At 68.7% G+C, this 12,961-nt stretch carries 12 protein-coding genes and 1 pseudogene; 3 read left to right on the plus strand and 10 right to left on the minus strand.

Annotated features, from left to right (window positions below; genetic code table 11):
* Positions 1–14: 14 nt before the first annotated feature.
* The 3 genes from ACFVJX_RS05630 to ACFVJX_RS05640 all read right to left on the minus strand — a co-directional run bounded on the left by ACFVJX_RS05630 (position 15) and on the right by ACFVJX_RS05640 (position 2,281).
* Complete coding sequence (locus tag ACFVJX_RS05630) at positions 15–926, minus strand: glutamate ABC transporter substrate-binding protein (protein WP_384126855.1); 912 nt, start codon at positions 924–926, stop codon at positions 15–17.
* Positions 927–940: 14 nt separating this feature from the next.
* Positions 941–1,684 (minus strand): amino acid ABC transporter ATP-binding protein, encoded by a 744-nt coding sequence (locus tag ACFVJX_RS05635; protein WP_384126857.1) that lies wholly within the window; start codon positions 1,682–1,684, stop codon positions 941–943.
* Positions 1,685–1,840: 156 nt separating this feature from the next.
* The gene (locus ACFVJX_RS05640) at positions 1,841–2,281 is read right to left on the minus strand and encodes a DUF6278 family protein (protein ID WP_250966753.1); all 441 of its coding nucleotides are present in this window, start codon (positions 2,279–2,281) and stop codon (positions 1,841–1,843) included.
* A gap of 470 nt (positions 2,282–2,751) precedes the next feature.
* Here ACFVJX_RS05640 and ACFVJX_RS05645 point away from each other — a divergent pair, with 470 nt between their 5' ends.
* Positions 2,752–3,984, plus strand: coding sequence for a Cmx/CmrA family chloramphenicol efflux MFS transporter (locus ACFVJX_RS05645; protein ID WP_384126859.1), 1,233 nt, complete (start codon positions 2,752–2,754; stop codon positions 3,982–3,984).
* On the opposite strand, the gene ACFVJX_RS05650 is transcribed toward ACFVJX_RS05645, so the two are convergent.
* The 4 genes from ACFVJX_RS05650 to ACFVJX_RS05665 all read right to left on the minus strand — a co-directional run bounded on the left by ACFVJX_RS05650 (position 3,887) and on the right by ACFVJX_RS05665 (position 7,436).
* Positions 3,887–4,666 carry an exodeoxyribonuclease III gene (locus ACFVJX_RS05650; protein ID WP_384126860.1) on the minus strand — a complete coding sequence of 260 codons (780 nt, stop codon included), beginning with the start codon at positions 4,664–4,666 and terminating at the stop codon, positions 3,887–3,889. The genes ACFVJX_RS05645 and ACFVJX_RS05650 overlap by 98 nt on opposite strands.
* Before the next feature lie 48 nt (positions 4,667–4,714).
* A complete protein-coding gene (locus ACFVJX_RS05655; RefSeq protein ID WP_384126960.1) occupies positions 4,715–5,368 on the minus strand; it encodes an MBL fold metallo-hydrolase in 654 nt (217 codons plus the stop codon).
* A gap of 22 nt (positions 5,369–5,390) precedes the next feature.
* A complete protein-coding gene (locus ACFVJX_RS05660) occupies positions 5,391–6,668 on the minus strand; it encodes an alpha/beta fold hydrolase (protein ID WP_384126862.1) in 1,278 nt (425 codons plus the stop codon).
* 414 nt (positions 6,669–7,082) lie between these two features.
* Positions 7,083–7,436, minus strand: a complete 354-nt coding sequence (locus tag ACFVJX_RS05665) for a VOC family protein (protein WP_384126864.1) — start codon at positions 7,434–7,436, stop codon at positions 7,083–7,085.
* A gap of 355 nt (positions 7,437–7,791) precedes the next feature.
* On the opposite strand from ACFVJX_RS05665, the gene ACFVJX_RS05670 reads away from it, so the two are divergent.
* Positions 7,792–9,219 (plus strand): serine hydrolase domain-containing protein, encoded by a 1,428-nt coding sequence (locus ACFVJX_RS05670; RefSeq protein WP_384126866.1) that lies wholly within the window; start codon positions 7,792–7,794, stop codon positions 9,217–9,219.
* A gap of 110 nt (positions 9,220–9,329) precedes the next feature.
* Here the strand turns inward: ACFVJX_RS05670 and ACFVJX_RS05675 are convergent, their stop codons facing one another.
* Positions 9,330–9,941 (minus strand): hypothetical protein, encoded by a 612-nt coding sequence (locus ACFVJX_RS05675; RefSeq protein ID WP_384126868.1) that lies wholly within the window; start codon positions 9,939–9,941, stop codon positions 9,330–9,332.
* Positions 9,942–10,772: 831 nt separating this feature from the next.
* Here ACFVJX_RS05675 and ACFVJX_RS05680 point away from each other — a divergent pair.
* Positions 10,773–11,078, plus strand: a complete 306-nt coding sequence (locus tag ACFVJX_RS05680) for a hypothetical protein (RefSeq protein WP_384126870.1) — start codon at positions 10,773–10,775, stop codon at positions 11,076–11,078.
* A gap of 44 nt (positions 11,079–11,122) precedes the next feature.
* Here ACFVJX_RS05680 and ACFVJX_RS05685 read toward each other — a convergent pair.
* Both ACFVJX_RS05685 and ACFVJX_RS05690 read right to left on the minus strand, forming a co-directional pair.
* Positions 11,123–11,490: pseudogene (locus tag ACFVJX_RS05685) on the minus strand (GNAT family N-acetyltransferase).
* The gene (locus ACFVJX_RS05690; RefSeq protein WP_384126871.1) at positions 11,490–12,380 is read right to left on the minus strand and encodes an aminoglycoside phosphotransferase family protein; all 891 of its coding nucleotides are present in this window, start codon (positions 12,378–12,380) and stop codon (positions 11,490–11,492) included. The pseudogene ACFVJX_RS05685 and the gene ACFVJX_RS05690 overlap by 1 nt, the downstream one beginning before the upstream one ends.
* Between the last annotated feature and the right edge of the window lie 581 nt (positions 12,381–12,961).

Consider the following 12,961-nt stretch of genomic DNA (forward strand, 5'->3'; position numbering starts at 1 on the left):
TTCTGGTCGTCCTCTCAGGTCGCCGGGTAGCGGTCGATGGGCGGCGGCTTCGGCGCGGGGGCCCCGGAGAGGCCGAGCGTGGCCTCGAATGCCTTCTTCCAGTTGCCGTTCTTCTCGTTGGTCTCCAGCGCGTCGTTCAGCGCCGACCGCAGGGCGTTGTCGCCGCGCGGCACGCCGATGCCGTACGGCTCCTCGGAGAAGGGCTTGCCGACGACCTTCATCTCGTCGGGCGCCTTGGCGGCGAAGCCCAGCAGGATCGCGTCGTCGGTCGTGACGACGTCGACCTGGAAGGTCAGCAGGTTGTCGACACAGATCGAGTACGTGTCGTAGGAGACCAGATGCGCCTTCGGGTAGTCGGCGGCGATGCGCTGGTAGGGGGTCGAACCCGCCGCCGAGCAGACCGTCTTGCCCGCCAGGTCCTGCGGGCCGTGGATGTCGTTCTCGTCCGTGCGGACCAGCAGCCCCTGCCCGGCCATGTAGTAGGGGCCGGCGAAACCGACGAGCTTCTTGCGCATGTCATTGATCGTGTAGGTGCCGACGTAGTAGTCGATCTGTCCGTTCTGCAGCGCCGTCTCGCGGTTGGCCGAGGCGATCGTCCTGAACCGGATCGTCTTCGGATCGAAGCCCAGCGAGGCCGACATCATCCGGGCGATCTCGATGTCGAAGCCGGAGTAGACCCCGGTGGCCGGGTCCTTCTCGCCCAGATAGGGCTGGTCCTCCTTGGCGCCCACCCGCAGGTAGCCGCGCTTCTTGGCCTGCCTCCAGGTCCTGGAGTCCGGCAGCCGGAATCCGGTGTCGACCTTGTAGACCGGCAGTGCACCGGCTTTCGGCCCCTTCGCGGGCGGACTGCCGTCCTTGCCGCAGCCGGCGGCGAGGAGGGCCAGCAGGAGCCCGGCACAGGCGGCCAGCACTTTTCTCGTACGCAACACAGGGCCCCCCGTCAGTGCTTGAGGATCTTGGACAGGAAGTCCTTGGCGCGGTCGCTCTCCGGCGCGGTGAAGAAGTCCTCCGGGACGCGGTCCTCGACGATGCGGCCGTCGGCCATGAAGACGACCCGGTTCGCGGCGGACCGGGCGAACCCCATCTCGTGCGTGACGACGACCATGGTCATGCCCTCCTGGGCGAGCTGCTGCATCACTTCCAGCACCTCGTTGATCATCTCCGGGTCGAGCGCGGAGGTGGGCTCGTCGAAGAGGAGCGCCTTGGGGTCCATCGCGAGGGCGCGGGCGATGGCCACGCGCTGCTGCTGACCGCCGGAGAGCTGGGCCGGGAACTTGTCGGCCTGCGAGGCGAGTCCCACCCGTTCCAGCAGCTCGCGGGAGCGTCGGTCGGCCTCGTCCTTCTTCCGCCTGCGCACCTTGAGCTGGGCGAGCGAGACGTTCGCCAGGACGGTCTTGTGCGCGAACAGGTTGAACGACTGGAAGACCATGCCGACTTCGGCCCTCAGCTGCGCCAGTCCCTTGCCCTCCTCGGGAAGGGGTCTGCCGTCCAGGGTGATGTGGCCCGACTCGATCGTCTCCAGCCGGTTGATGGTCCGGCAGAGCGTCGACTTTCCGGAGCCGGAGGGGCCGATGACCACCACCACCTCCCCGCGGCCGACGGTGAGATTGATGTCCTGCAGTACGTGCAACTCTCCGTAGAACTTATTGACGTCACGCAGCTCGATCAACGGATCGACGGCCATACACTGCCCTACCCACTTATCGCTTTGTCGAGGTCAGCGCAAACTATCCATCCCGGCAAGGGACTTCACACCCGACACGCGTAAATGGGGCATAAGGCGTTTTATCGCGCCGCATCGCTCAGCGGGGCGCGGGCCGTCCCGATCGGGACGGCGGACTCATCCCTCGGCCGACTCCGAGTACACCTGGGACAGCTCCGGGCTGCCCGACATCGCCCAGTCCAGACCGGCCTCGACCACATCGATCTCACGGCCGGAGGCGAGCCGCACCACGGGCTGGCCGCTCGGCCAGATGTGCCAGAGCGCACCGGGCACGTTGCGCACCAGGACCGTGCCGAGGTAGAGCCCCGCGTCGTTGCCCAGCCAGGGCAGCTCCTCCGGGTCGTCGCGCCAGCGCGGCGGCAGCTGGTCGAGCGCGGCCAACGAGGCCGGGCTGTCGTCGAGTTCGAGCCCGCGTTCCCCGGCCCGGACACGGAGCAGGTCACATTCGGCGAGGAGCTGGGCCACGCCTTCCGGATCGGCGTCGACGGCGGCAGCGAGCCCCGCCTCCCGCGTTCCGTCATGACGCTTACGCCAGTTGTCCAAGAAAGGGATGTTCATACCACTCAGGGTCGCATCCCGGCCCGGATCCGCACCACAGGGCGCGCGGTCTGTCGTTCGACTGCTGAACACCAGACGTACCTCCCGTGTTCACCCGGACACTCCCGGTCCCCCGGGAACGGCCCGCGAAACGGTGTGGTGGCGTACCGCCGGGTACTGATACGTTCACGCTCATGTGCAGCCCCGAGTCGGACAGAAGCTAGCCACCGGTCCCCCGGTGGCCTCCGGACCGGCCGGACCCCGTCCGCCCCGGTCACGTACGGCTGCCGCCCCGGACCCATGCGGTGCGGGCTGCGCCTCGGCGCATGCACACGGGTGAGGACTCCCCTTCCTGTCACGGTTCCGCCGATGTGCCGTGTCACGGTCACGATCGCGATGACCGTTCCGCCGCGTTGCCGCTCGTGCGTACGAGCGGGTGCGGCCCGCATCCCTGACCGGTTCTGTCCATCAGCCGTCCATGGGGTTCCTTCATGCCGTTTTCCGTCTACGCGCTCGGGCTTGCCGTCTTCGCCCAGGGCACTTCCGAATTCATGCTGTCCGGTCTGCTTTCGGGCATCTCCGACGATCTGCGCGTCTCCATCCCCGCCGCGGCTCTGCTGACCTCGGCGTTCGCCGTCGGGATGGTCATCGGGGCGCCGCTCATGGCGCTCCTGGGGCGCAACTGGCAGCGCCGGCGCGCCCTGTTGTTCTTCCTCTGCGTCTTCGCCGCCGTCCACGCCGTCGGCGCGGCCACCTCCAGCTACGGGCTGCTGCTCGCGACCCGGGTCGTCGCCGCGCTGGCGAACGCGGGCTTCTGGGCGGTCGCCCTGGTGACCGCCGTCGCCCTGGCCGGGCCCGGGGCCCGGGCCCGCGCCACCTCCGTGGTGGTCGGGGGTGTCACCGTCGCGTGCGTGGCGGGGGTGCCCGCCGGGGCGTGGCTGGGCGGGCAGTGGGGGTGGCGGGCGGCGTTCTGGGCCGTCGCACTGGTCTCGCTGCCGGCGATCGCCGTGATCGCGGCGACGATTCCGGCGGGACGGCCCCCGGCCGCCCTGCCGAGCGCACGCGCCGAGCTGCGAAGCCTGGCGGGGCGCCGGCTGCGGCTGACGCTGCTGACGAGCGCGCTCGTCCAGGGCGCGACCTTCTGCGCGTTCTCCTACCTCGAACCGATCGCCGTCCACGTCACCCGGTTCGGGCCCGCGTGGGTGCCGGTCCTGCTCGCCCTGTTCGGCGTCGGCTCGTTCGTCGGGGTCACCGTCTGCGGCCGGGTCATCGACTCCCGGCCGGTCGCGCTGACCTCGGCCGGTCTGGTCGCGCTCACCGCCGGCTGGGCCCTGTTCGCTGCGGCGGCCGACAGCCGTGTGGCGGTGATCGCGCTCGTCCTCGTCCTGGGAATGCTGGCGTTCGGCACCGGCACGGCACTGATCTCGCACGTGTTCCGCCTGGCGGAGGACGCGCCGACCCTGGCGGGGTCCTTCGCCACCTCGGCCTTCAATGTGGGCGGGGCGCTCGGACCCTGGCTCGGCGGGCTCGCCATCGGCGCGGGCCTCGGTTTCCGGTCGCCGCTGTGGGTGAGCGCGCTGCTGATGCTGCTCGCGCTCGGGACCGCGGGCGCGTCGCGGGGAGGGCTCAGAGGTCGAGATCGACGACCACGGGGGCGTGGTCGGAGGCGCCCTTGCCCTTGCGCTCCTCGCGGTCCACATAGCTGTCCTCGACGGCCGCGGTGAACGGGGCGTTGCCGTAGACGAGGTCGATCCGCATGCCCTTGTTCTTCGGGAAGCGCAGCTGGCGGTAGTCCCAGAAGGTGTACGGGCGGTCGTACTTCAGGGGGCGCGGCATGACGTCGGAGAGGCCCTCCTCGCGCAGGGCGGCCAGGGCGGCCCGCTCGGCGGGGGTGACGTGTGTGGCGCCCTCGAAGAGCGCCGGGTCCCAGACGTCCTCATCGGTCGGTGCCACGTTGAAGTCTCCGAGGACGGCGAACGGCAGCGACCCCGCGGCGTCGGCCGCCACGGCCTTCCGCAGCGCCTCGAACCAGCGCAGCTTGTACGCGTAGTGCTCGTGCTCGACCTCGCGGCCGTTGGGCACGTACACCGACCACACCCGGACCGGGCCGCACGTCGCGCTCATCGCACGGGGCTCCTGCACGGTCTCGTACGCGGGGCCGTCCGGCAGCCCCGTCACGACGTCGGACAGACCGGCCCGGGAGACGATCGCCACCCCGTTCCACCGGCCGGTGGCGTGGACCGCGGACTCGTAGCCGAGCTCGCGGAGCGCCTCGGTGGGGAACTGCTCGGCGGTGCACTTGGTCTCCTGGATGCACAGCACGTCCGTGCCGGAGCTCTCCAGCCAGGCGAGCAGCCGGGGCAGACGGGCGGTGATCGAGTTGACGTTCCAGGTGGCGATGCGCATGTACGTAAACCTAGCGGCTCCCACTGACAGCCGCCGGAGCGCCGTCCCTCACAGGCTCGTCGAGTCCCCCGGAGCAAGCCGCCCGTGGTCGGTGCCGCCGAGGCCGCCGATCTGGGCGTCGTAGATCGGGCGGGCGAGATCGGTGAGCAGCGCGTCGTGGATGTCGATGGCGCGGCGCGGCGCGACCTCGCGGACGTAGTCGATGACCTCGGAGATCTTGTTCCAGGGGGCCATCACCGGAAGCATCAGGGTATCGACCGGCCGGTCGGGCACCGTGAACGCGTCACCGGGGTGGAACAGCGATTCGTCCACCAGGAAGCCGATGTTGGTGATCCGGGGAATGTCCGGATGGATCACCGCGTGAAGCTCGCCGTGCACCTGGACGTCGAAACCGGCGGCGGTGAAGGTGTCGCCGTGGCCGACCGTGTGGACACGCCCCGGGAAGGCCGCGCCGACCTGGTCCGCCACGCTTCGCAGGGTCCAGACCTCGGCGGCCGGATTGGCCTCGAGTCCGGCCCGCAGCCGCTCCTCGTTGAAGTGGTCGGGATGCTCGTGCGTCACCAGGATCGCTTCGGCACCGACCGTGGCGTCCTGCTCCGCGAAGCCGCCCGGATCGATGACGAGCGTGCGCCCGGCCTTCTCCAGGCGGATGCAGGAATGGACCTTCTTGGTCAGCGTGAGCGCGAACGGCTCGGGGTTCACAGCGTTCATGTGTTCCATCCTGCTACGCGGGCGGTGTCGTTTCCGCCTGAATCACCGACTGCGCGATCGTGAAAGCCGCACCGGCGGCCGGAATCCCGCAGTACACGGCCGTCTGGAGCAGGACCTCCCGGATCTCGGCCGGGGTGAGCCCGTTGCGCAGGGCCGCCCTGACGTGTGCGGCGAGCCCCTCCAGATGTCCGGAGGTGACCAGCGCGGTGAGCGTGACACTGCTGCGCAGGCGCCGGTCCAGCCCCTCCCGGCCCCATACCTCGCCCCAGGCGTAGCGGGTGACGAGCTGCTGGAAGTCGTCCGTGAAGTCGTCGGACGCGGCCATCACACCGTCCACGTGGGCGTCCCCGAGCACCTCCCGGCGGATCCTCATGCCCTGCGAATGCGGATCGGCACGCACCTCGGACGCCTCCGCCGGCCGCGCGGTGGCCGCGGTGATCTCCGCGACGGGCAGCACGGGGGTGGAGAGCAGCGGGGTGGAGGAGAGCGCCGGGATGGCCGCCTGGGTGTCCTGCCAGGCCGCGGAGAAGTGGGTGAGCAGGAGATCGGTGACGGCACCGGGCTGCTCGACCGGGGCCAGGTGGGAGGCGCCCGGCACCAGCGCGAGCCGTGCGTCGGGTATGCCGGCGACCAGGGTGCGGGCGTCACCGGGGCCGGTGACCTGGTCCTCGGCACCGACCAGGACGAGCGTGGGGACGCCGACGCGGCCCAGTTCCGTACGGACGTCGAACGCGGCGAGGGCTTCGCAGGCGGCGATGTAACAGCCCGGGTCGGTGGTGCGGACCATCTGGACGGCCCACTCGACGATGGCGGGCTGGGCGGCGGCGAACCCCGGGGTGAACCACCGCTCCGGCGCGGTGCGCGCCATCGGCTCCAGACCGTTCGTACGCACGATCACCCCGCGCTGGCGGAACTCGTCGGCGCTGCCGAACCGGGCCGAGGAGGCCACCAGCGCGAGCGAGGCGACCCGCTGCGGGTGCCGCAGCGCGAGGTCGGCGCCGATCGCCCCGCTGATGGAGCACCCCACGTACCCGAAGCGCTGGACGCCGAGGCTGTCGAGCGTGGCGAGGAGCCGGTCGGCGAGCTCACTCACGGCGGTGGCCGGGTGGGCTGGCGCGCCGCCGTGGCCCGGGAGGTCGAAGCGGAAGACTCTCCAGTGCTGGCTGAGCTCGGATATCTGGCGGTCCCACATATGCCATGTGGTACCGAGCGAGGGGCCGATCACCAGGACAGGAGCGTCTTCTGGCCCGTCAAAGCGGTATTGGAGGGTCTGCTGCGTCGTCTCGCTCATCCGCCTCACGCTCTCATATCTCACAATCTCTCACGAACACGAGGTATGGACGCCCGGTGGCCCGCCTCGACCGTGAAGGTGACCGGAGCCGGCATCGACGACCCCGACTTCACCGACAAATCGCCCTGGGAGAAGCCTCCGGCTCCGGAACCGGACGGGAATGGGTCACCATTCCCCGAGTGGATGCTGATCATCAGCCCACTGGGCCGAAAAACGTGCCGCCCCGGCCGATCGGACCCCGAGATCGCAGACAGATCACGGGGAGATCATGAAGAGAGTCCAGCGCCGCATTGGCCGCGTGTCGAGTCATACCGATTCGCAACGAGCAGTCGGCCAGGCTTACCTGACCCGGACGAACCGACTTGCGTGTCAACGGGGTGAACGTCGAGGCCCGGACAACTGCCCGGCCCCCGCTCAGCTCTTGCGCTCACTCAGGACGCAGAACTCGTTGCCCTCAGGGTCGAGGAGGGTCACCCAGTGCTGCCCGTCCTGCACGGTGTCGACGCGCCGGGCGCCCAGGGAGAGCAGCCGGGCGACCTCGGTCGCCTGGTCGTCGGGGCGGAAGTCGGGGTGGAGCCTGTTCTTCGACACCTTGCCCTCGGGAACCGGCACGAAGAGCAGGCCCGGCATCCGGTCCGGCTCAGGCCGGATCTCGATGATCTCCTCGGATTCGTCGACCACGACCCAGCCGAGAGCACCGGCCCACCAGCGCCCGAGAGCGACGGGGTCGGCGGAGTCGACGATGATCTGTTCCCATTCCAGTGCCATGGGCCTGAGCATAGGCAGACGGGCGATCCACCCCGTAGAGCCGTTACTCATCCCACCCCGGCCACCCCCAGCACGTTTGCCTCGCACCGCTGAGTTCACTGGCAAGAAAGCGCCGCCGACTGGTGCGTTGACCGGGTGACCCAGCTGGGTCGGTGCGCTGTGGGCCGGTGAGGCATGAGCCCGCAGCGTTGTCGAACACCGCCATCCGCCCAGGAAGAAACCTCGTGGAACCGTGACTCGGCCCGGCCATAACATGCCCAGGCCGGCAGCCCGTGCTCCATGCCATCGCTGTCATCGATCCACCTTCAGCCCAAAGGTCGAACCCAGCTCCGCGTGCACCTGTCAGGGAGTCACATTGCCCACTCACCGCGCCCTGCTTCCACGCTCGGCACCGGCTGCCTCGGGAATCTCGTCCCGTTCGATCTCAACGCTGCTGGACCGGCTCGAAGCGCGATCGGTGGAGTGCCACTCCATCATGGTCGTGCACCATGGTCACGTCGTCGCCGAAGGCTGGTGGGCGCCGTACTCGGCCGAACGTCCCCATCTGCTCTACTCGCTGACCAAGTCGTTCACGTCGATCGCCGTGGGGCTCGCGGTCGCCGACGGGCTCCTCTCGCTGGACGATCGGGTGGTGCAGGTGTTGCCCGACCACGTCCCGGCCGACATCTCGGAGCAGGGAAGCCGCATCACCGTTCACCACCTGCTGTCCATGACCGCCGGGCACCCCACGGACAGCCTCGACGAGGCCTGGCAACTGGAACCCGACGACCTGGTGCAGGGCTTCCTGAAGCTGCCGTTCGCCACGGCCGAGGGAACGCTGCACACCTACGACAACTCGACCACCTTCATCCTGGCCCGGATGGTGGAACGGGTCACGGGTCTCGGTCTCCCGGAGTTCCTCGACGAGCGCCTCTTCAAGCCGATGGGCGTCGACCACGCCGATTGGGACCGGGTGAAGAGCGGTGCCGCCTTCGGGTTCCACGGGCTGCACCTCACGACCGAGGCCATTGCCGTCTTCGGTGAACTGCTGCTGCGCGGCGGCCGCTTCGGGGACCGGCAACTCGTTCCGCGCGAGTGGGTGGAGCTCGCGACCGGGCGGCACATCGACTGTGTGAAGTTCAAGGACGGGGCTTACGACGCCGACTTCTCCTGCGGCTACGGCTACCAGTTCTGGATGTCGCGTCACGGGTACCACGGTCATGGCGCCTTCGGACAGCAGTGTGTGGTGATCCCGTCGCACGATCTGGTGGTCGCCGTGACCGCCCAAGGGGAGTCCCAGGAGGTGCTCGACGCCCTGTGGGAGTGCCTGCTGCCCGGCGTGGGCCGGGCGGAAAGTGCCCGGGAGGATGAGGCCCTCGCCGAGAGGCTGCGGCAGCTGTCATTGCTGCCGGTGGCGGGTTCCGCCGACCCGAGGCGTTCGGCCACCGCGACACTCGACGCCTCCGCTGAGGACTCGGCCCTGCCCGACGGAACAACGGTGATCATCGATCCCACCGACGGCGGATGGAGGGTGCGGCTCGGGTCGCTCCTCGACGTTGAAGTCGGCCACGGCGACTGGCGGGAAAGCTCCCCGCTCGGCCGGCCCGTCGTCGCGGCCGGTGCCTGGCAGGGCAGCACTTTCGTTGCCGATCTCTACGTCGTCACCACCCCGCACCGCGTTCGGCTGGCCGTCGATGCCGAGGCGGGGACCGCGACGGCGACCTGGAGCACCGTGCCCCTGACCGGCCCCAACCTGGAATTGCACGTGCGTTCGCCACTGATGACACGACCTGACGTCGGGTAAGAGGTAGCGGCCGAGCGAGGGGCCGTATGCCGCTACGAGCGACGCACTGATCTTCACCAGGGCCTGCCCGAACCGTCCTGCGGCCTGCCGGCCCGTGGCCGCCGCGGAGTTCACTCCCAGCTGGAGAGAGGAGCGCGAAGTTCGACGCGCAGTCGGACGGATGTGTCGATGGGCAGTCCCGAGCCGGCGTAGCGAAGATCCTTCGAGTGGCGTGCGATGAGCTCCAGATCCCGTAGTTGCCGCTGGAGCTCGGAGGCGAGTGCCTCGTCCGCGTCAACGGGGAGTTCGCCTTCTTCCTGATCGACCAGGTACTCAAGGTGCTGGTCGATCGCCTCAACGGCCCGGCTGCTGGTCCACAGGGCGAATTCCTGGCAGCCGAACAGGTAGGCGTGGGCGGCGTACAACGCCGCCGCCGCAGCCGACTCGTCCGCGTCATCCGGCCCGTCCTGACCGTCGTTGTGGCAGTACTCGCTGAGCATGTACTCACCGACACCGCGCTTGACGGACGCGAAGGCCGTCGAGTCGCCGAGGACGCCCTCCCATACGGAATTCAGCAGAGGGCGCAGGCTCACGGTGAACGGCGCCTGCTCGTCCTCGGGCAGTGCCTCGTGCCAACTCATCAGGCGTTCCGCGACACCGGCGGCGAACACACCACGCTCGCCGGACGGCGAGACCTTCAGCCGCTCCTCCACCAGCGCGGAAAGCTCCCGCCACTTATCCATTCGAGTCCACCCCAGATTCGCGATGCCAGCGTGCTCACACCGGCCGGGATGATCATCCCAGTCACCAGTGCTGGATCACAGAGGGCCCGGCACGCAGGAAGTGGCCGACTGGCCGGGCTGTCCAACTGGCCGGGCCGAACGCAGACGAGGGCCACGCAGTGCTCGCAGGGGGCACCCCCGGCGCATCACTCCTCTGCGACTTAGGCTGATAGCGGCCCCGTTGGAGCGTGTTTGCCGGCCCGCCCGACCACAGGTCAACCGCCGGCCGGGCACTCGCCTGTGGCCTACATCGGCCGGAGGGTTGTGCGGGCAGGGAAAGCAATTGCGTAACTGTCTGACGCACTCTTGATCACACCACCTGCCCCTGAGCCCCGCCTGATATCCGAGGTTGGACAGGATGAGTCCACCATCCACCTGCGGCCCCGGGCGTTTCCTGCCCGGGCTCGGCACCCGGAGGACCCACCTGTGTTTCATCACCGGACCGCACCCCTGGCTATCGTCCTCTTGGGGCTGATGCTCTCCGCATGCTCCTCGAGCCGGCCCGCACCACCGAAGAACGGCCCGCACGTAGTCCGCGATCGGCTGGCTGCAGCCGGCGACGTCCCATACTCGGCCGCGCTCAGAGCCATCACACGGTCAGGGACCAGACAACTCCAGCTCATGGAAGGGCGGGTCAACCTCAACGCGCCGCTCACAGGACGCACGACGGACACAACCGACCAGTACACGGAAGACGTCGTGATCACCCAGCAGAAGGTGTACAGACGCGCGACCGGAACCCACGGGCCATGGCAGGAGTTCCCCACGTCGGCGGCAAAGGGGGGTATACCCATGGACCGGCTCCCGCAGTACGTGCGGCTCATGCTCGATCACAGCGCCACCGTGCACCAGGACACCGACCCTATGCGCGTATCGGCCCGCCTCACCCCGAAAAACATCGAATCGGTGGACAGGACCGTCGGGAACAACCTGCGACCCGCCACCACGATCGAGGCAGATGCCTGGATCGACAGCGAGGGCCGAGTCGTACGCGTACGCCAGAACATCCACTTCGCGTCCAACCCCGACATCGAAGCGACGGTCACGTTGACCGACTTCAAGAACGCCACGTCGATCAACGCACCCTCTGGCTCCTGAGCATCAGCGGGGCCAACCAGGCCAGTTGCCCCGCGAGCACGAGCTCAATCAGAGCACGTGACGGGAGGGCGCACGGTGGGAGAGCGCATGCCGAGCCATTGCTCTGCGTCCCAGGCATGGAACCGCTCCACCTCTGTGAATCCCAGCTTCGCCGCGAGGCGCATCGAGCCGACGTTGGCGGTCTGGGTGTGGAGCACCACCGGCTCGCCGGGAAGCACGCTCTCGAACCAGTCGAGTGCCGCCGCGCACGCCTCGGTGGCGTATCCGAATCCCCACGCCCGAGGCAGGAACATGTAGCCGAGATCGACCTTCCCCGCAGCGGCCGGGCGACCGCCTCGGGCTCACGGAGTACGAGCCTCTCGGCTCTGATCGGCGCAGGGGGCCAGTCGACGGGTCCGGATCGGGGCGACATCATTCCATCGACTCCAGAACGCGGTCGAGTGTCCGGCGCCCCATTTTGCTCATCGTCGGATTGCTCTCGACGTAGTACCAGACAACACCCATCGCCTGTTGGAACGCCCATGCCCTGCCGCGCTCCCACTCCAGATCGTCACAGACCAGTGTCCGCCGGAGAACGTCCCGCGGGCCGGGCTGCAACAGGTGCCAGGCACTGACCAGATCCAGCGCGGGGTCGGCAGGACCGAAGCCGCCGGTGTCGAGTACACCGCTGAGCCGGTCCCCCGCGACCAGTACATTGCCCGGAATCAAGTCACCATGGCTCATCACGTCGGCACCCGTCCGTGGCAACACCCGAAAGTTGCTCCAGACCTGGCGCAGCCGGGGCACGTCGAGCAGCCCCTTGCTCTCCTCGAAGCACTTCGCCATCCAATCGTCGTGGTGAGCGAGAACGCCGCCACGACCCTCGCCGCTGAAGAGCCGCCCCCGCGTCTCGGCCTCCCGGAGGGCTGCGATGAAGGCCGCAAGGTCCTCGGCAAAGGTGTCCGACCCACTCGGGTCGGCATCAAAGGCGACCGTTCCCGGCAGCCACGTCTGGACCGACCACGGCATGGGGTAACCCGCTCCAGGCTTTCCCAAGGCGACGGGTTCCGGAGCGGGGAACCGCGACACCTGTGCCAGCTCCGCGCTGGCCCGGGCTTCCCGTTCCAGAACCGCCAGCGCCTCGGCAGCATCGGCCAGGCGCAGTGGGAAACGCGCTGAGAGGTCGTTTCCGATGCGGAAGATGGCGTTGACCGTCCCGGTCGACGACAGGAGTCGGATCGCCTTGCCGCTCCACTGAGGGAACTGTTCCTGGATCAAGGCCGCAACGATCTCGGTGGTCACGTCCACTTGGTCATCGTGCATGGTCACCTCTCGCAAGCAGTCCAACTCGAAACTCCGGAAGCAGACCAGATCAACTGGGACGACAGCCAGTATTCAGTCGCCGGAGTCCAGATCAACTGAGATTTTCGACCACCCAGGTGTCTCAACCGTTCTGGTCGCCCCAGGTCACAGCCGCAACTTCGGACCGGATCAGTTGGGACGGGACAGCCTCGGCGGGCATCGCCTGATGGTGTGGGTGGGGTCCTCATACTGCACCGGCGCCTGGTCCGTGACTACGAACACCAACCGTCCTCGCTGACCGGATCCCCACCCAGGCCATCACGCCAGACCTGCCCGAGCACCCGGATTACGATTACACCCACATCACCGCCGTCTTCAACGCGGCCGCCGGCCCCCTCCGGGCCCGCGACATCTGCGAGGCCTTGATCCCTTTGCCCGGCGTACCTATGTGCCGAGATACCGTCGACCTGGCCGCGGTCGTAGCCGAGACGGACCAATATGAAATCGGGCACTGGCCCCCGTTGGTCGGCTGGCAATGCGAGGTACGCGTCGACTTCGGCGCGTTCGTAGCCGCGAGGGAACAGACTGACGCCGAAAAGCGG

The organism is Streptomyces sp. NPDC127177 (assembly GCF_042672475.1).
Classification (GTDB): domain Bacteria; phylum Actinomycetota; class Actinomycetes; order Streptomycetales; family Streptomycetaceae; genus Streptomyces.